This window comes from Streptomyces sp. NPDC015125, assembly GCF_043080045.1.
Classification (GTDB): Bacteria; Actinomycetota; Actinomycetes; order Streptomycetales; family Streptomycetaceae; genus Streptomyces.
Map to the genome: position 1 here is coordinate 342,157 of NZ_JBIBVF010000003.1, position 17,110 is coordinate 359,266.

The window sequence follows — 17,110 nt, forward strand, 5'->3', positions numbered from 1 at the left end:
AGGACCCCCACTCCGTCGCGAGAGAGCACACGAACCCCCCATGGCGTCCAGCACTTCGTCCGGTACGTACGACATAGGCATCGACCTCGGCACGGCCAACACCCTGGTGTACGCCCGCGGCAAGGGCGTGGTGCTGAACGAACCGTCCGTCGTCGCGGTCAACGCCGCCGGCGAGGTGATCGCCGTGGGCGCGGACGCCAAGCGGACCATCGGCCGTACGCCCTCCGGGATCACCGCGATGCGCCCCCTGCGGGACGGTGTCATCGCCGACTTCGACGCCGCCGAGCGGATGCTGCGGGCCCTGATGAAGAAGGCCCTGCCCAGCCGCCGGTTCTCCCGGCCGCGGGTGGTCATCTGCGTCCCCTCCGGTGTCACGGGCGTCGAACGGCGCGCGGTCATCGACTCCGCCCGGGGCGCCGGCGCCCGCGAAGTGCACCTCATCGAGGAGCCGATGGCCGCCGCGATCGGCGCCGGCCTGCCCGTGGACGAGCCGGTCGGCTGCATGGTGGTGGACATCGGCGGCGGTACGACCGAGGTCGCCGTCATCTCCATGGGCGGCCTGGTCACCGCCCAGTCCGTACGGGTCGCCGGCGATGCCCTGGATGCCGCCGTCACCGCCCACATCAAGAAGAAGCACTCCCTGTCCATCGGCGAGCGCACCGCCGAGGACATCAAGATCGCGATCGGCTCGGCGGTCTGGACCCCGATCGACGTCGACGAGGAAGGCGCACCCGACCGCCCCTTCTCCTACACGGTCCGCGGCCGCGACCACGTCAGCGGTCTGCCCCGGGTCCAGGAGATCAGCGAGGAGGAGATCCGCGACGCGCTGGCCGAACCGGTCGACGCGATCGTCCGCGCCGTCCACCGCACCCTCGACGAATGCCCCCCGGAGCTGTCCGGCGACATCGTCGAGCGCGGGATCGCCCTGACCGGGGGCGGCGCCCTGCTCCGCGGCCTGGACCTGCGGCTGCGCGAGGAGATGGGCGTCCCCGTGACGGTCGCCGACGATCCCCTGGACTGTGTGGTCAACGGCACCGCGAAGTGCGTCGACGAATTCGCGTCGCTGCACGGCCTGTTGACGGGCGCCAAGGAACAACCGAGGCGGACGGTGCGGTTGTAGGGGGAGCCGGCGGGCGCAGGGCCGGTATCGGGCGGCGTTTTGCCGTCCCGGCAAGAATCCTCGTGTGCGCCCCGGTGGTCCGGTCATGATCGTGGGGGAGTGGTCGCGGGGACCGCGCGGGCCGCGCCGGTCCATGGCCCCGCGCGCCCTTTGCCGTCGCCCGCAGGCCACCGCCACCACCGGCGCCGCCGAACTCCTCAAGGAGGATGTATGCCGCAGTCCGCCAAGACCCCGCCCACGCCGCCCGCTTCCCCGGGTGCCCCGGCCCCGCAGCCGCCCGCCGGCCCGCCGGCGGCGATCCACCGCTCGGTGGAGGTCCCCGGCGGCCGCATCCACCTCGTGGAGCAGGGCAGCGGCCCCCTCGTCCTCATGGTCCACGGCTTCCCCGAGTCGTGGTACTCCTGGCGTCACCAGCTCCCCGCGCTCGCCGCGGCGGGCTACCGGGCGGTCGCCATCGACGTCCGGGGCTACGGCCGTTCCTCGAAACCCCGTGACGTGGCCGCCTACCGGATGCTGGCCCATGTCGCCGACAACGTCGCGGTGGTGCGCGCCCTCGGTGAGGAGACCGCGACCATCGTGGGCCACGACTGGGGCTCACCCATCGCCGCCAACACGGCGCTGCTGCGGCCCGACCTCTTCACCGCCGTGGCGCTGCTGAGCGTGCCGTACACGCCCCGCGGCGGGGGCCGGCCCAGCGAGGCCTTCGCGCGGCTCGGCGGCGGCGGGGAGTTCTACGTCAGCTACTTCCAGGAGCCGGGCCGGGCGGAGGCGGAGATCGACCCCGATGTCCGCGGCTGGCTCGCCGGGTTCTACGCCGTGGCCTCGGGCGATGCCAAGCCCCCGGCCGGCGGGGACTACGTCGGAGGGTTCTCGGTCCGGCCGGGCGGCAAACTGTCCGACCGCTTCCCCGCCGACAACCCCCTGCCCCTGCCCTGGCTCACCGACGCCGATCTCGACTTCTACGCGGGCGAATTCGAGCGCACCGGCCTGACCGGCGGGCTCAACCGCTACCGCAACGTCGACCGGGACTGGGAGGACCTCGCCGCCTGGGACGGGGCGCCCCTGCGGCAGCCGTCCCTCTTCATCGGCGGGGAACGCGACGCCCCCACCAACTGGATGGCCGACGCCATCAAGGCGTTCCCCCACACCCTCCCCGGCCTGTCCGCCTCCCACATCCTCGAAGGCTGCGGCCACTGGGTCCAGCAGGAACGCGCCGAGGAGGTCAACCAGCTCCTCCTCGGCTGGCTGGGTTCCCTGCCCGCGCCCGCCGCGCGGACGGCCCGCTAGGCGCCGCCCCGCTAGGCGCCGCCCCGCGCCCTGCCCATATAGGCCTCCAGGCCGTCCAGGATCCGCTCCAGGCCGAACTCCCACGCCTGGTCGCGGGACGTGGTGTGGGCGGCGGTGTCGGCGGCGGCCGCGGCGGCCGCGGGAAAGCGGTCGGCGCGGCCGGCGAGCAGTTCGTTCAGCGCGGCGCTCATGACCTCCTCCGGCCCCTTGGCCCGCGCGCTGCCCAGCCCCATCGCGGCCGACACCTGGGCGATGGTCCGGATATGGCCGTGCACCACGACCACGGCGTCGAGCTGTTCGCCGCCGGTCAGGCCGGTGTCCGCGAGCGCGGCGAGGGCGCGCTCGGTCCAGCCGAGTTCGTTGGGGCCCATGACGCGGGGGCCGACGGCCGCCTCCAGGAGCCAGGGATGGCGGTGGTGGACCGCCGCAAGCGCCGCTGCCCATGCGCGCAGCGCCACCCGCCACCCCCCGCGGTCGTCCCGGCCGGAGCCGGCCGGCGCGGGTGCGCCCGGCGGCTCGCCCATCGCCGTATCGATCATCAGCGCGACCAGCTCGCTCTTCCCCGGCACATAGCGGTACAGGGACATCTTGGTGAAGTCCAGTTCGGCCGCGACCCGTTGCATGGAGACCGCGGTGAGCCCGCCGGCGTCGGCGAGGGCCATGGCCGTACGTGTGATCCGCTCCAGGCTCAGTGCCGGCTTGGGGCCACGGCTGGGCCGCTCCCGCCCGCCCCACAGCAGCTCGACGCTGCCCGCCTGATCTCCGAACACGCTGCGCTTGCCGCCGTCTCCCGCCATCCCCGCATCCTAAAACTGTGTCCGGGGTACACAGAGCAGTGTCCATCGGATACAGTTTCTTTCATCGGTTCGACGGATCGGTTCGACGGATCGGATTGAGGGGTCGGATTGAGGGGTCGGATCGAGGGGGGAGTATGCAATGGCGTACGAGACGACGTGCGAAACGGCAACGGGGCGCGAGGAGGCAGCCCGGCCGGGCGGGGCGCGGGAGCGGCGAAAGGCACCGCCAGGGCGCTCGGTTCTGATCTCCGGCGCCAGCGTGGCCGGCCCGGCCCTGGCCTACTGGCTCGGCCGCTACGGCTTTCGGCCCACCGTGATCGAGGTGGCGCCCGCCCTGCGCGGCGGCGGCTTCGCGGTCGACTTCCGCGGGGCGACGCAGCTGACGGTCCTGGAGCGCATGGGCGTCCTGGACGACATCAAGGCTCACAGCGCGGGCGGCGGTGAGCCCCTCACCTTCATCGACGGCCGGGGGCGCCCGCTGGCCGCGATGCCTCCCGAATTCAGCGGCGGCGAGGTCGAGATACTCCGCTCGGAGCTCTCCCGCATCCTTCACCGGCACAGCCTGACCCCACCCGGCCTCCACCACACCCGCGGCCGCCCGCCCGGGGACCCCGTCACGCCCGGGGACCCCGTCACGCCCGAGTACCTCTTCGGCGATTCCGTCTCCGCTCTCACCCCCACCGCCGACGGGGTCCATGTCGCCTTCGAACGGGGTGCGCCGCGCACCTTCGACCTGGTGATCGGCGCCGATGGTCTGCACTCCACCGTGCGCCGGCTCGCCTTCGGCCCCGAAAGGGACTTCGTCCGGCACCTCGGCTACTACGTCGCCGCCTGGGACCTGCCCGAAGGTGCCGGAGACCTCGGCGCCCGCCCGGTCGGCTACGGCGAACCCGGCCGCCTGGCGACCGTCGGCCGCACACCCCGCCGCAGTGGGGAACGGGGCTATGCCGGGGAAGCCTTCTGTGTCTTCGCCTCCGAGGAGGAGTTGATGCCCGACCGGCGCGACCCCCGGGCCCGGAAGCAGGCGATAGCCCGGGCCTACGAAGGCGCCGGCTGGCGGACGCCGGAACTCATCGCCACCCTCGGCGAGGCCGGCGACTGCTACTTCGACTCCATCAGCCGCGCCGATGTTCCGAGGTGGTCCACGGGCCGCATCGCGCTCCTCGGAGACGCCGCCCACGGCGCCACGGTCGGCGGCATGGGCACCGGCTCCGCGATCATCGGCGCGTACGTCCTTGCCGGAGAACTCGCCCTCGCCGACGGCGACCACCGCACGGCCTTCGCCCGCTATGAGGAGAAACTGCGCCCCTATGTGACCCGGTGCCAGCAGGGCGGCCGCGGCGCCGGTGAATTCCTCGCCCCGGCCACCCAGGAAGCGATGGACGCCCGCAACGCCGCCCTGAACTCCCCGGCCGCCGTTGCCGCCATGCTGCAGCAAGGCCACGACATCTCTGCAGCCCTCGCACTGGACGACTACCCCGCACTGGTCGCCGCCGCGGTCCGCGCCCGGTGGTGAATCTGCTGGCTTCACGCTGAGCCGGATGGGTGTTCCGGCGTCAACGTGATTGTCCGGTGCCACCTCTTCTGGGTTACTGGTGGTGCCTGGTCGGTGGGCCGTCCATCCCCCTCGGGCTTCCGCGGTCGGCCCACCCTCCAGCCCTCTTCGCTGTGGGGCCCGAAGGACGGCCGGCAGCACGACGGCCCCGTCGCACCGCGCGGTGCGACCGGCCACTGTGCGCCGTGTGTGCCGTCCTCCTATGCGGCCGGCCGCTGCCAGTGCTCGGGTCCCGGATCGTGAGCCATGTCCGTCGCGAACGGGCCCGGCAGCGAGCTCACACAGCAGGAGGACCTCCATGTCCACACCCACCCATCAGCCGGCCCTGCCGGCCTCCGCGTCGTCTCTGGGACCCGTGCTGCTCGGCGTACTGCCGAACTCGGGGCCGACCGCGGGCGGCAATACCGTGCAGCTCGTCGGTCTCGGCCTCGGTGGCGCCACCAGTGTCCTCTTCGGGACGTCGACGGCGACGATCGTCGGGCAGGACCCGCTGGGGCTGACCGTGACGGTCGTGGCCCCGGCACACGCCGCGGGCGCCGTGCAGGTCACCGTCACCACCAGTGGCGGTACCAGCAACCCGGCCACGTACGTGTACGTGGCGCCCGTCCCGCCGACGGCCGCGGTCATCACCCCCCATTCGGGGCCGACGGCGGGGGGCACCTCGTTCGTCATCGTCGGTTCCGGCCTGCAGGGTGCCACCGTCACCATCGGGGGCAATGCCGCGAGCATCGTGGGCACGGACCTCACCGGCAGCACCCTGGTCGGTGTCACCCCCGCGGGACCCCCCGCAGGAGGCAACGTCCCGGTCGTGGTGACCACCCCGGGCGGCACCACGAACGTCCCCGGCGGATACACCTACCTGTCGGCGCCTCCGACGGTCACCGGAACGGTGTCGCCGTCCTCGGCGGCGGCGGGCGCCACCTTCACCCTCGTCGGGACCGGCCTCCTCGGAGCGACCGTGCTCTTCGGGGCCGCCCCGGCCACCGGCGTGGTGGTCAACGCGGGCGGCACGTCCCTGACCGGGACCGTCCCGCCGGGCACGGTCGGCTCGACCGTGCAGGTGACCGTCCAGACGCCGGCCGGCAGCGCCAACGCCGGGTCGTTCACCTACCTGTGACGGCCCGCCCCACCGGGTGACGGCCCCGGGTCCGGCCGTGGCCCGCAGGCCGCATCCGGCCCGGGGACCGGGCCCTGGCCTGCAGGCTGCACCCGACCCGCCCGGGCAGTCCGGCGCCGTCACCCCGCGGGGGGACGCCGGAAAGCGGTTCGGCCCCCGCCCGTCGTACGGGCGGGGGCCGAACTCGCCGGTGGCTCCCCATGGCTCTCCCCGGACCGCACCGGTCCGTCGGGGGGCAGGTAGCGCCGGGCGTCCTGCGGAGGGCGCCCGGCGGCGCCGCACAGCAAGGGCAACGGAAGCCCTGCGTCCGCCATCCATGTCAGCCCGGTGTGGCGCAGATCCTGGCGTCGGAGGTACTCGTGACCGAGTTCGGCAACCACATCGTCCCAGCGGGTCGAGTCCCGCAGCACCGCGGCGGTGAACCGGCGCCGGTGCGGACCGGTGAACAGCCGGGCCGCGGGGGTGTGACGCGCCGCCTCCAGCCGGCCGGCGGCCAGTTCCCGCGCGGCGGGCCGCAGCGGCACCACCCGGTGGTGCCTGCCCCGGCAGGCACGGTCGTCCAGGCCCTCCGGCTCGGAGACGGTGAAACGCTGGACCTGCCAGGTCCAGGTGCTCATATCGATGTCCTGGGCCTGCAGGGCGGACACTTCGCTGAAGCGGGTACCGGTCCAGGCGGCGAACCTGACGATGTCGCCCCACCCCTCGTAGCCGTCCGAGGACCGCTGGACGAGAGTGGCCGCCAGCCGCTCCAGCGTCTGCACGTCGGGCAGGGCCAGCGCCCTGGGAGCGGTGCGTTCGCTCTGTGCACGCTGGTACTCCTGCTGCCAGCCGGCCACCCGGGCCGGATTGGCGTCGAGCACTCCGTCCCGCACGGCCTGTTCCAGGACCCGCACGAGCACGGCGAGGCTGTTCTTCACCGTCGACAGGCCGCATTCGTCGGCGATCCAGCAGTGCAGGGCGCGGTTGACGACGCGGCGGGTGACCTTCCGGACCAGGACGTGCCCGATGCTGGGAACGACACGCAGCCGCCATCCGGCCTGGTAGGGGGACATGGTCAGGGATTCCAGACCGTGCATCGCGGCCGGCCACCTCCGTTCCCCGTAGTCGGCGAGCGACATCGTGTGGGTGTCGGCCTCCCAGGGAAACCGGCACCCGGCGTTATTGTTCATTATCGAATCACCCTTGTCTGCTGGGGAGTTATTCGGCCGTCCGGAACTGATGGCATGATGCGCTCTTGAGCGTGAAAGCGGCTCCCGGGGAATCGTGGTGACTTCATGCCGGTGGGCGTGCGGTGAACTGCGGTCCCCGGCGCAGAGCGCTTTGGCGTGCGGTCCGCCGAGGGCGAGGGGACAACAGTCGGCCAAGGTCGAAAAAGGGGCCGAACTCGCCGGTGCGGACGGCCCGTAAGGCGATCTCCCATGACTCCGCGCCGCTACGGGAGAATGTTGGACGCCTCTCCAACTGGACTATGAAGGAGGGGAGTTGCGCGTGCCGGGCTGAACGTTGCCGAGGCCGCGGCGACTTCCGGCGCCTCCCGCCGTCGCCGGTCGGTTCCGCTGCCTATGGGCAGCACGTCAGTTGTCGCTGCGCTCCCCATACAAGAATGACAAGCGACGAGCTTGCTGCTGCGCACGGTTCTACTGCGCCACCGAGCAGGAGCAGTGAGCAATCAAACGCTTCATCAGTCATGAGTGGAATAAAGGCATCTCCTCGTGTCATTGCGCAAGTTGGTACGGCTTTGTTCTTTTCGCGCTGCTCCGAACGGGTGGCCTTATCGGTTGACTGTTGTAGCCCGGCGAGCCGCATGAATAACTAGTCGCATCCAACCGGTGGGCCGCCCATCCTCTCCGGGGAGCGGCACCTGGCCTACCCGTTGGCCCGGCTCAGCGCCTGGTTGCGGTCAGACCGAGATGCCGTATGGGCGTCCCCGGTAGAGGGTTTTGGATCCGTCAGCCGGTGCCGATACGTCGGCACCGGCTGATCGGCCCCCACTTTCGGTCAGGGGGCTTCATGCGAACCATTTCCATCCTTCGCTGGGTCAACGGTCTACGCGCCTTGACCCCGGGCCTCACCGTGACAGCACCGGTATCTGCCCGTTCCTGCACCACCCTCACGACCCCGGCTCCCGGCAGGGAGCACGCCGCCCCCGCCCCTGATGACCGTGCGAGGTCCCTCGACGTCCCCGATCGCCAGGGGAGTTCCCCGGTCCGCGGCACCGCTCCCACCACCGGAAACGGCACCGTACCGACCGCCACGCGCGGCGTCGCCGGCCACGCCGCCGGCCCCGTGGGAGACCTCCGTACCCGCACCCGTCCGGCCGTCGCCGCGGACGCAGCGGTCCGGGACGGTGCCCCGCACGCCGCCCCCGGCCCGGCAGGCGCCCCCCTTCCCGGCTTCCGCCACGAGGCGCAGCAGGCCCGCTGAGTCCGGCCGGCCACCTTCGGCCGCACCCCCGGGGCAACCCGGGGCAACCCGGTCCCCTTCCCGTAGCCGTCCGGCCCCGTCCGGCTCCGGCCGTCGCCCCGCGGTGAGCTGCATCCGGCTCCCCCGACCGCACAACTGAAGCCTGCCCCCACCTACCCACTCCGAAAGAACACCGGAGGACAGCATGGCGCAAAGAAGAATGGTGATCCTGGTCGACGGGCCGGAGGGAAACGGCCTGCCGCAGCATGCGCGCGACAATGCGGGCGACCCGATAAGGATCCTGCGCGGCAACGGGTACGAACGCTTCGAATTCTACGGCGAATACGCGGACTTGGGCGGAGAGCCGGTTCCCGTGTATCGCTGGTGCTACCGCACAAGAATCGCCGAATAGGCGCTGTGCGTCCCGAAGAAGCAAGCGATGCGCAGAGGAGAACGATCATGTTGAACCTCGTGAGGGACGGAGTCCTGTCGTGAACCGAGAATCTGGTAAAGACGCAAGCTCAAGTGACGGCCGGAATGTCGTGGTGACCGGTGTCGGGTTCTGCCTGCCCGGGCGTACGGAGCCGGTTTTCACCGCCGATGACATGTGGGACGTCGTCTCCAACGGCCAATCCTGCCTCAAGCGTGACGAGGTCTACTACGGCTCGGTCGAGCTCACCCAGGCGATGTTCGACGAACGCCTCCCGGACGTCCCGCCGTTCTTCTCCCAGCATTACACCCCGGCGCACCGGTTCGGGCTGGTGTCGATGGCGGAAGCCACCACCGATGCCGGGCTGGCTTTCTGTGGCGGCGCATTGAGTGAAGCCGCCATTCTGGTCGGGCGCGGAGGTGTGGACTCCAATGTCGAAAGCTATCTTTCGGTGCTGAGTGCCGATCCCGGAAAGACCTCCGCAGCGGACGCCATGGAATTGTTCGTCGCGGCCCAGCAAGCCGTGACCCCCTCCGATGTCGCCCTCGTCCAAGCCGCGCTGACGCAGTCCAACGGGCCCTGCTACACCGTCTCGTGCGGCTGCGCCTCGTCCGCCGTACAGATCGGCAACGCCCGGCGGATGATCGCCCACGGCGAGGTCGATGTCGCGGTGGTGACCGGGGTCGACGTCTTCAACGTCCACCTCATCCAGAACATCCAGCGGCTGCTGGGCGGGGCCCAGCAGACCTACGACGCCCTCCGCACGACCGACATGCCGGAACTGCTGCCGTCCTTCACCTCTCTCATGCGGCCCTACGACCGCCGGGCGGACTGCATCAACCACGGCGAGGGCGCGGCCACCGTGATCATGGAAAGCCGGGAGCACGCCGCCCGGCGCGGGGCGCACGTCTACGGCCAGGTGCTGGCCACCGCCATGACCCGCGACGGGCTGGCCAACCCCCTCGCATGTGACGAGACCGGCGCGGAACTCGTCACCGCCGTCCGCCGCTGCCTCGGCGACCGGTGGCGGCTCCGCGATGTGCCGTACGTCCACGGCGGCAGCGACGGCAACGTCGTCGTCACCGCCTTCGAGGCGAACGCCATCAAGGAGCTGTACGGAGCCGACAACGACGTCCTGATGACGTCCCAGGAAGGCTGCTTCGGCCACAACGGCGCACCGGCCGGCTGCCTGGGCGTCGCCATGACGCTGATGATGATGGAGCGAGGGCAGGTCTGCCCCACCGCCAACTGCGAGCAGCCGGCCGACGGACTGCCCTTCGACCCGGTCCCCGGAGTGCGGCCGCGGCCGCTCGACTTCGACTACGCGCTGAGCTTCAACTACCAGGTCGGCGGCGTGAAGAACGCCATTCTCCTCGGCAGTCCGGAAGCCGTGTGACCACGGGCAGACCACCCCCCACGTACGGAGACCCGATGAGCAACGATATGCACGGCCCCACAGCCGAGATGCGCCCCACCCACGAGACAGACCGGATCGCCGTGATCGGCATGGGCTGCCGGCTCCCCGGCGACACCGACTCGCCCGCGGCCCTGTGGCGGCTGCTGGTCGAGGAGCGGGACGCGGTGGGCGAACTGCCCGCGGAGCGCCGGCGCCTCGTCCCGGAGGACTCCCCGGGCCCGGGGGGCAGGGCACCGACACCCCGTCAAGGCGGCTTCCTGCGCGAGGTGACGGGCTTCGACGCCGCCTTCTTCGGCGTCGCGGGCCGGGAGGCCGACGTCCTGGACCCTCAGCACCGTCTGCTGCTGGAAGTCACCTGGGAGGCACTGGAACACGCCGGCCTGCCACCGGACCGGATGAACGGCACCCCCACGGGCGTCTTCGCAGGCATCAGCTACAGCGACTACATGGACCGGCTGGCCGGGCAGCCCCAGGAACTGGAGGGGTCGATCCTGACCAACGGCCACTGCGTGGCCGCCGGCCGGATCTCCTACCTGCTCGGTCTGCAGGGGCCGTGCGTGGCGCTGGACACCGCCTGTTCCTCCTCGCTGGTGGCCGTGCACCTGGCCCGCCGGGCGCTGATGGCCGGTGAGTGCGATCTCGCGCTCGCCGGCGGCGTCACCCTGAGCTTCCAGCCCCGCATCACCCGGTCCTTCGACAGGATGGGCATGCTGTCGGCCGGCGGGCACTGCCGGACGTTCGATGCCGGGGCCGACGGTTTCGTACGGGGCGAGGGCTGCGGCGTCGTGGTGCTGAAACGTCTCTCCGACGCCGTACGGGACGGTGACCGGGTCCTGGCGGTGCTGCGCGGCTCGGCCACCAACCAGGACGGCTCCTCCGAAGGGCTGGCCGCCCCGTCGGTGACCGCCCAGACGGCGCTCTACCAGGAGGCCCTGGCACAGGCCGGCGTCGACCCGCGCGATGTGGGCATGGTGGAGGCGCACGGCACGGGCACCCCGGTGGGGGACCCGATCGAGTTCGCCAGCCTCGCCGAGGTCTACGGCAACGGGCCCGGCCGCTGCGCCCTGACGTCGGTGAAGACCAACGTGGGGCATCTGGAACCGGCCGCCGGCGTCACCGGACTGATCAAAAGCGTGCTGTGCCTGCAACGCGGCACCATCCCCGCGAACCTGCACTTCCGGCGCTGGAACCCGGCCATCTCCGCGGCGGGCACCCGCTTCTTCGTCCCCACCGAGCTGTCCGCCTGGCCCCTGCGGACACCCACCCGGCTGGCCGCCGTGTCCTCCTTCGGCTTCTCGGGAACCAACGCCCACGTCGTGCTGGAACAGGCTCCCGAACATCCCTCCGCCCGGCACCAGGACTCCGGGCGGCCGGACCGGGGCGCGTCCGAGGTCTTCCTCGTGCCGGCCGGCTCTCCCGACGTCCTGCCGGCCGCGGCCACCCGGCTCGCGGACTGGATGGAGGGCGACGGCTCGAACGTCCCGCTGCGCGATCTCGCGCACACCCTGGCCCTGCGGCGCTGCGCGGGCCACGGCCGGCTGGGCGTGGTGGCCTCCGGCCGCCGGGAACTCCTCACGGCACTGCGGTCCTTCGCGGCCGGGCAGCGGCACCCGGCGGTCGTGACCGGCTCCGTGGGCGCCGCCGTGGCGCGGCAGCCGGTGTGGGTGTTCTCCGGCCAGGGCTCCCAGTGGCCCGGCATGGGACGCCGGCTGCTGAAGACCGAACCGGCCTTCCTCGACGCACTGACCGAGGTCGACGAGCTCATCAGGGCGCAGAGCGAGGTCGGTGTCCTCGATGTGGTGCGGGGCGGCCGGCCCGTCCACGGCTGCGGCACGGTCCAGCCGGTCCTCTTCGCCCTCCAGATCGCCCTCGCCGCCACCTGGCGCTCGTACGGCGTCGAACCCGCCGCGGTGATCGGGCACTCCATGGGCGAGGTCGCGGCGGCGGTGGTGGCCGGCGCGCTGACCCTGGCCGACGGCGTCCGGGTGATCTGCCGTCGCTCCGGGCTGCTGAGCGATATCGCGGGCTCCGGCAGCATGCTGAGCGTCGGCCTGGACGCCGACACGGTGCGGGCCGAACTCGCCGACGGCCCGGCCGGCACCGTGTCGGTCGCCGTCCTGTCCGCACCCGACTCCACCGTCGTGGCCGGAAGGACCACGGAGGTGAGCCGGCTGGCCGCCGCCTGGGAGGCCCGTCAGATCCCCGTGTTCCCGATCGCCGTGGACGTCGCCTCGCACTGCCCCCTGGTGGACCCGGTGCTGCCGGCCCTGCGGTCGGCCCTGGCCGGTCTCGACCCCCGGTCGCCCAAGGTGCCGTTCTATTCGACGGTCGTCGACGCCGGCCGGACGCCGGCCTTCGACGCGGACTACTGGTGCGACAACCTGCGCCGCCCGGTGCGCTTCGCCGAGGCGGTGGCGGCCGCGGCGGCCGACCGGCACGTGGTCTACACCGAGATCTCGCCCCACCCCGTGGTCACCCACTCCGTCGAGCGCAGCCTGGCCGGTCTCGTCACGGACCCCGTCGTGCTGCCCACCCTGCGCCGTGAGGAGGACGAACAGGCCACGTTCCGCACCCAGCTCGCCGCGCTGCACTGCGCCGCGGTGCCGGTGGACTGGCGGCGTCTCTACGGCGACGGCAGCCTCGTGGACGCCCCCACCGTCACCTTCGACCGCCGCCACCACTGGGCCGACACCGGCGCCCCGCCCGCGGAGGCGGCCGAAGCCCCCACGGACCGGCTGCCCGGCCACCACACCGAATTCCCCGGCGACCCCGTACGGCACTGCTGGCGTGCCGACGCCGGCACCGGTGCGCTGCCCTGGCTCGGGGACCACCGGGTGCACGGCAACGCGGTCCTCCCCGGGGCGGCGCACTGCGGGCTGGCGCTCGCCGCCGCCTGTGAGGTCTTCGGCGCGGCCCCGCACGAAGTGGAGGTCACCGACGTCCACTTCACCCAGCTGCTGCGGCTGGACGAGGCCACCGAGGTCTCCACCGTCGTCACCCTGACCGCACCGGACCGGGCACGGTGCGAGATCCTCGCCCGGAACGAGAACGGCGACTGGGAGGTGCAGGCCGACGCGGTACTGCACCGGCTGACCGTACGGCCCGAGCTGCGGCCGAGATCCGTCGACGCGATGAGCCTGCGCCACCCGGTGCCCCTGGAACCGGCGGCCCTCTACGACAGCCTGCGGCGGCGCGGCCTGGAGCACGGCCCGGCGTTCACCGGTGTCCTCGAACTGCACACCGGCCGCCACAACGACAGTTTCTGGGCCAAGGTCGGGGTGCCGCCCGAGGCCGGCACCCCGCCGTCCGGCCTGCCGGTCCACCCCGTCCTCCTCGATGTCTGCGCCCAGCTCGCCGTGGCGCCGCTGATCAACGAGGACGACCAGGCACTGGTGCTGCCGGTGAGCATGCAGGCGGTACGCATCCTCGGTGATCCCGCGCATGCCGTGTACTGCCACGCCCACGTCAGCGAGATCACCGCACAGGCCATCGTGGCCAACGTCCGGCTCCTGGACGACAGCGGCGCCGTGGTCCTCGTCGTCAACGGCCTGCGCTTCGCCCGGCGGGCCGCCCGCGACACCCCGGCGGTCGACGACTGGCTCCTCGGCATCGGCTGGCAGTCGGCACCCCGGGCGGCACCGGACGGTGGCCACGCCCCGGGGAGCTGGGTCGTCGTGGGCGAAGCGGACGGCTCGGCCCAGGCGCTGGCCGCCGCGCTGCGCTCCCGCTGTGCCCGCACGGTGGTCTGGGACCGCCCGCTGGACGACACCTCGCTCGCCGCGTTCCGCGATGCCCTCACCGGCCGCCTGTCCGCCACCCTCGAAACCCCGCGCGGGGTGGTGCTGGTGTGCGGACGCGCCGAGGGCGGGGAGCCGACCGTGCAGTCCTTGTGGCGCACCCGCCGGCTGCTCGGCGCCGTGCAGGCGATCACTGCCACCTCCTCGGCACCGCGCCTGTACGTCGTCACGCGGGGCGCCCGCAGCGTACTGCCCGACGACGAGGTCGACCTCGGGCAGAGCGCGCTGCGCGGACTGCTGCGGGTCGCCGCGCTGGAACACCCCGAGATCCGGCCGGTGCTGGTGGACGCCGACCCGCACGACGCCGATCCCGAGGACGTGGCCCTGGAACTCCTGGCGGACGCGGACGACGACGAGGTCGCGCTGCGTACGGGCAGCCGGCACGTCGCCCGCCTGGAACATGCCGTGCCGGACGGCGGGCAGGACCAGGCCGCCACCCCGTGCACCGTGCGGTACGGCCGGGACGGCTTCCGGCTGCGCGCGAGCCGGCTGGGCGATCTGTCGAGCCTGGAGTACGCCGCCACCGGCCGGCGCGCACCGGGGCCGGGCGAGGTCGAGGTGCGGGTCACCGCCGCCGGCCTGAACTTCCGCGATGTGCTCACGGCCATGGGCCTGCTCCCCGGCGACCTGGACGTCCGCTACCGGATCGGATTCGAATGCTCCGGTGTGGTGAGCGCGGTCGGCGCCGGGGTGGAGCGCCCCCAGGTCGGGGACGAGGTGATCGCCGTCGATCTGCGCGGCGGGGCCTTCGGCTCCTTCCTCACCCTCCCCGCCGACGCGGTCGCCCCCATTCCCTTCGGCATCGAACCGGTGGCCGCGGCCGGGCTGCCGATCGCCTTCCTGACCGCCTGGTACGCGCTGCGCTCGGTCGGCCGGCTCGCCGCCGGGGAGCGGGTGCTGATCCACTCGGCCACCGGCGGCACCGGCCTGGCGGCGATCGCGGTGGCCCGGCTGCTGGGCGCGGAGGTGCTGGCCACGGCCGGCAGCGAGGACAAGCGCCGCTATCTGCGGAGCATGGGCGTCCGCCATGTCATGGACTCCCGCACGCTGGAGTTCGGCGAACGCACCCGCGAGGCGACGGGCGGGGAAGGCGTCGACGTCGTCCTCAACTCGCTGTCCGGAGCGGCCATCCGCACCGGCCTGGAGGCGCTGCGCCCCTTCGGCCGGTTCGTGGAGCTGGGGGTGCGCGACATCATGGCGGATGCCCCCCTGGGGATGCTGCCGCTGCGGCACAACGTCACCCTGAGCACCGTCGACCTGATCGAGCTGCACCGCAACCGCCCCGACACCTTCGCCTCGGTGTGGAAGGAGGTGCTCGGTGCGTTCGAGGAGGGGCGGCTCAAGCCCCTGCACTGCACGGAGTATCCGCTCGCGGAGGCCACCACGGCCTTCCGCACCATGGCGGCCGCCGACCACATCGGCAAGCTGGTGCTGACCGTGCCCGATGAGGGGGACGCCCCCGCGGTGCTGCCCGAAAGGGACCTGCCCGTGGAGGAGGGCTGCGCCTACATCGTCACCGGCGGACTGCGCGGCCTGGGCCTGGCCACGGCGAAATGGCTGGCCGCGCACGGCGCCGGCCACGTGGTGCTCAACGGCCGCAGCGCCCCGGAGCCCGAGGTCGCGCAGCTGCTCGCCACGGTGATCGGCAGGACCGCGAAGGTATCGGTGGTCCTGGGTGACATCGCCGATCCGGATGTCGCCCGGCGGCTGGTGTCCACGGCGGTGACCGGGGGATTCCGGCTGCGCGGGGTGGTGCACTGCGCCATGGTGCTGGACGACGCCGTGATCACCAACGCGTCCGACGAGCAGCTGGAACGGGTCTGGATGCCGAAGGTCGTCGGCGCCTGGCATCTCCACCACGCCACTCGGGACCACCCGTTGGACTGGTTCGCGGCGTTCTCCTCGATGGCCTCACTGCTGGGCAACCCCGGCCAGGGCACCTATGCGGCGGCCAACTCCTGGCTCGACGGGTTCGCGGCCTGGCGCTCCGCACAGGGAATGCCCACCGTGGCGGTCAACTGGGGCCCGTGGGGCGAGATCGGTGTCGCCACCGACTTCAGCCGCCGCGGCTACCGCACCATTCCCACGGACCACGGTCTGGCGGCTCTGCGGACGCTGCTGGCCCGCCGGTGGGTGCAGACCGGGGTGATTCCCGGCCCGCCGGACACCTGGGTTCCGCCCGCCGGCCGTCATCTCCCGTTCTTCAGCGGGATGTCGGATCAGGCACCGGCGGACCGGACCCCGCCGCCCGAGGAGACCGAGGACATGCGTGCCCGGCTCACCGCACTGCCTCCCGGCCTGGCCAGGAGAGCCGCGCTGGAAGGGCATCTGGCGGGCCACGTCCGTGACGTGCTGCGGCTGGGGGAGAGCTCTCTCGACCCGCAGACCCCGCTGAAGTCGCTGGGATTCGACTCCCTCCTGGCCATGGAGCTGCGCGTCCGCATCGACCGCTCCTTCGCCATCTCCCTGCCGAGAAACTTCGTCTGGGAACACCCGACCCTCGCCGCCCTCGCCGCCGGTATCGCCGAGCATCTGGGCCTGGAACTGACGGCGAACCAGCACCTGGCCCCGTAGGCCATCGGGGACCGCACACGCCCGGCGGGCTGCACACCGGCCCGCCGGGCGTCGGCCTGCCGGGCGTCGGCCTGCCCGGGGCCGGGGCCGGGGCCGGGGCGTCCGGGGCCGGGTCAGGGGCGTCCGGGGCGGGCACGTCCGCTCCTCTCTCTCCGGCCCGGGCCCACCCCCAGGCCGCACGCCCCGGACCGCACAAGAAAACCCGCGAATCACCCACGAAATCACCCACCTCACCTCTCTCCTCATTTCACGTAAACGGATGCCACAATTCCGAACCGCCGTGATTTCTGGTAGATTCTTGCCGCCCGGACTCCGGCACTCCTCCGCGCATTACCGTCAATTCCAATGACGGTAATGCGCAACCGTTTTTTTGTGGTGATATTATTTCGCGTCGCCATATCCCCGCCCCGCTCCCGTCGCTGCACTGCGCGCCTTCCGGGCGGACTCCCGGAATGCTTGAATTATCGGGAAGGAGTGAGGTCGGAAAGCGGCCCGGTACGCACCGGAGGCGGCGCGGCGCACTGCGAAGGCCGCCGCCAGGGCAGATCGAGCGATGGCGCTGGCCGTGTTTCATGAGGCGAAAGCGGCATCGAGGTCCATGAGGCACGTACGA

At 72.3% G+C, this 17,110-nt stretch carries 10 protein-coding genes; 8 read left to right on the forward strand and 2 right to left on the reverse strand.

Annotated elements, in window-relative coordinates:
• The first annotated feature begins 40 nt into the window (after window positions 1-40).
• Window positions 41-1,120, forward strand: coding sequence for a rod shape-determining protein (locus ACF088_RS11365; RefSeq protein ID WP_392375414.1), 1,080 nt, complete (start codon window positions 41-43; stop codon window positions 1,118-1,120).
• Window positions 1,121-1,330: 210 nt separating this feature from the next.
• Entirely contained in the window at window positions 1,331-2,407 is a 1,077-nt protein-coding gene (locus ACF088_RS11370; protein ID WP_392375415.1) for an alpha/beta fold hydrolase, read from the forward strand.
• An 11-nt stretch (window positions 2,408-2,418) separates the two neighbouring features.
• Here ACF088_RS11370 and ACF088_RS11375 read toward each other — a convergent pair whose 3' ends face one another.
• Entirely contained in the window at window positions 2,419-3,204 is a 786-nt protein-coding gene (locus ACF088_RS11375) for a TetR/AcrR family transcriptional regulator (RefSeq protein ID WP_392375416.1), read from the reverse strand.
• Between the two features lie 139 nt (window positions 3,205-3,343).
• Between ACF088_RS11375 and ACF088_RS11380 the strand changes: the two genes are divergently transcribed.
• Together ACF088_RS11380 and ACF088_RS11385 are read left to right on the forward strand one after the other, a co-directional pair.
• Window positions 3,344-4,720 (forward strand): FAD-dependent monooxygenase, encoded by a 1,377-nt coding sequence (locus ACF088_RS11380; protein WP_392375417.1) that lies wholly within the window; start codon window positions 3,344-3,346, stop codon window positions 4,718-4,720.
• A 337-nt stretch (window positions 4,721-5,057) separates the two neighbouring features.
• Window positions 5,058-5,876: an IPT/TIG domain-containing protein gene (locus tag ACF088_RS11385; protein WP_392375418.1), complete on the forward strand. Its 819-nt coding sequence runs from the start codon at window positions 5,058-5,060 to the stop codon at window positions 5,874-5,876.
• Window positions 5,877-5,995: 119 nt separating this feature from the next.
• Here ACF088_RS11385 and ACF088_RS11390 read toward each other — a convergent pair whose 3' ends face one another.
• On the reverse strand, window positions 5,996-7,045 hold the full coding sequence (locus ACF088_RS11390; protein ID WP_392375419.1) for a tyrosine-type recombinase/integrase: 1,050 nt from the start codon (window positions 7,043-7,045) through the stop codon (window positions 5,996-5,998).
• An 841-nt stretch (window positions 7,046-7,886) separates the two neighbouring features.
• Here ACF088_RS11390 and ACF088_RS11395 point away from each other — a divergent pair.
• The 4 genes from ACF088_RS11395 to ACF088_RS11410 all read left to right on the forward strand — a co-directional run bounded on the left by ACF088_RS11395 (window position 7,887) and on the right by ACF088_RS11410 (window position 16,497).
• Complete coding sequence (locus tag ACF088_RS11395; RefSeq protein ID WP_392375420.1) at window positions 7,887-8,300, forward strand: hypothetical protein; 414 nt, start codon at window positions 7,887-7,889, stop codon at window positions 8,298-8,300.
• Window positions 8,301-8,484: 184 nt separating this feature from the next.
• The gene (locus tag ACF088_RS11400; RefSeq protein ID WP_328687669.1) at window positions 8,485-8,691 is read left to right on the forward strand and encodes a DUF5988 family protein; all 207 of its coding nucleotides are present in this window, start codon (window positions 8,485-8,487) and stop codon (window positions 8,689-8,691) included.
• Window positions 8,692-8,821: 130 nt separating this feature from the next.
• Window positions 8,822-10,105 carry a beta-ketoacyl synthase N-terminal-like domain-containing protein gene (locus ACF088_RS11405; protein WP_392375589.1) on the forward strand — a complete coding sequence of 428 codons (1,284 nt, stop codon included), beginning with the start codon at window positions 8,822-8,824 and terminating at the stop codon, window positions 10,103-10,105.
• 35 nt (window positions 10,106-10,140) lie between these two features.
• On the forward strand, window positions 10,141-16,497 hold the full coding sequence (locus ACF088_RS11410) for an SDR family NAD(P)-dependent oxidoreductase (protein ID WP_392375421.1): 6,357 nt from the start codon (window positions 10,141-10,143) through the stop codon (window positions 16,495-16,497).
• The last annotated feature ends 613 nt before the right edge of the window (window positions 16,498-17,110 follow it).

What these genes read in the sequence shown, in the direction of transcription:
- ACF088_RS11365 (WP_392375414.1), top strand. Translation starts at nt 41, where the DNA reads ATGGCGTCCAGCACTTCGTCCGGTACGTACGACATAGGCATCGACCTC.
- ACF088_RS11370 (WP_392375415.1), top strand. Translation starts at nt 1,331, where the DNA reads ATGCCGCAGTCCGCCAAGACCCCGCCCACGCCGCCCGCTTCCCCGGGT.
- ACF088_RS11375 (WP_392375416.1), bottom strand. Translation starts at nt 3,204, where the DNA reads ATGGCGGGAGACGGCGGCAAGCGCAGCGTGTTCGGAGATCAGGCGGGC.
- ACF088_RS11380 (WP_392375417.1), top strand. Translation starts at nt 3,344, where the DNA reads ATGGCGTACGAGACGACGTGCGAAACGGCAACGGGGCGCGAGGAGGCA.
- ACF088_RS11385 (WP_392375418.1), top strand. Translation starts at nt 5,058, where the DNA reads ATGTCCACACCCACCCATCAGCCGGCCCTGCCGGCCTCCGCGTCGTCT.
- ACF088_RS11390 (WP_392375419.1), bottom strand. Translation starts at nt 7,045, where the DNA reads ATGAACAATAACGCCGGGTGCCGGTTTCCCTGGGAGGCCGACACCCAC.
- ACF088_RS11395 (WP_392375420.1), top strand. Translation starts at nt 7,887, where the DNA reads ATGCGAACCATTTCCATCCTTCGCTGGGTCAACGGTCTACGCGCCTTG.
- ACF088_RS11400 (WP_328687669.1), top strand. Translation starts at nt 8,485, where the DNA reads ATGGCGCAAAGAAGAATGGTGATCCTGGTCGACGGGCCGGAGGGAAAC.
- ACF088_RS11410 (WP_392375421.1), top strand. Translation starts at nt 10,141, where the DNA reads ATGAGCAACGATATGCACGGCCCCACAGCCGAGATGCGCCCCACCCAC.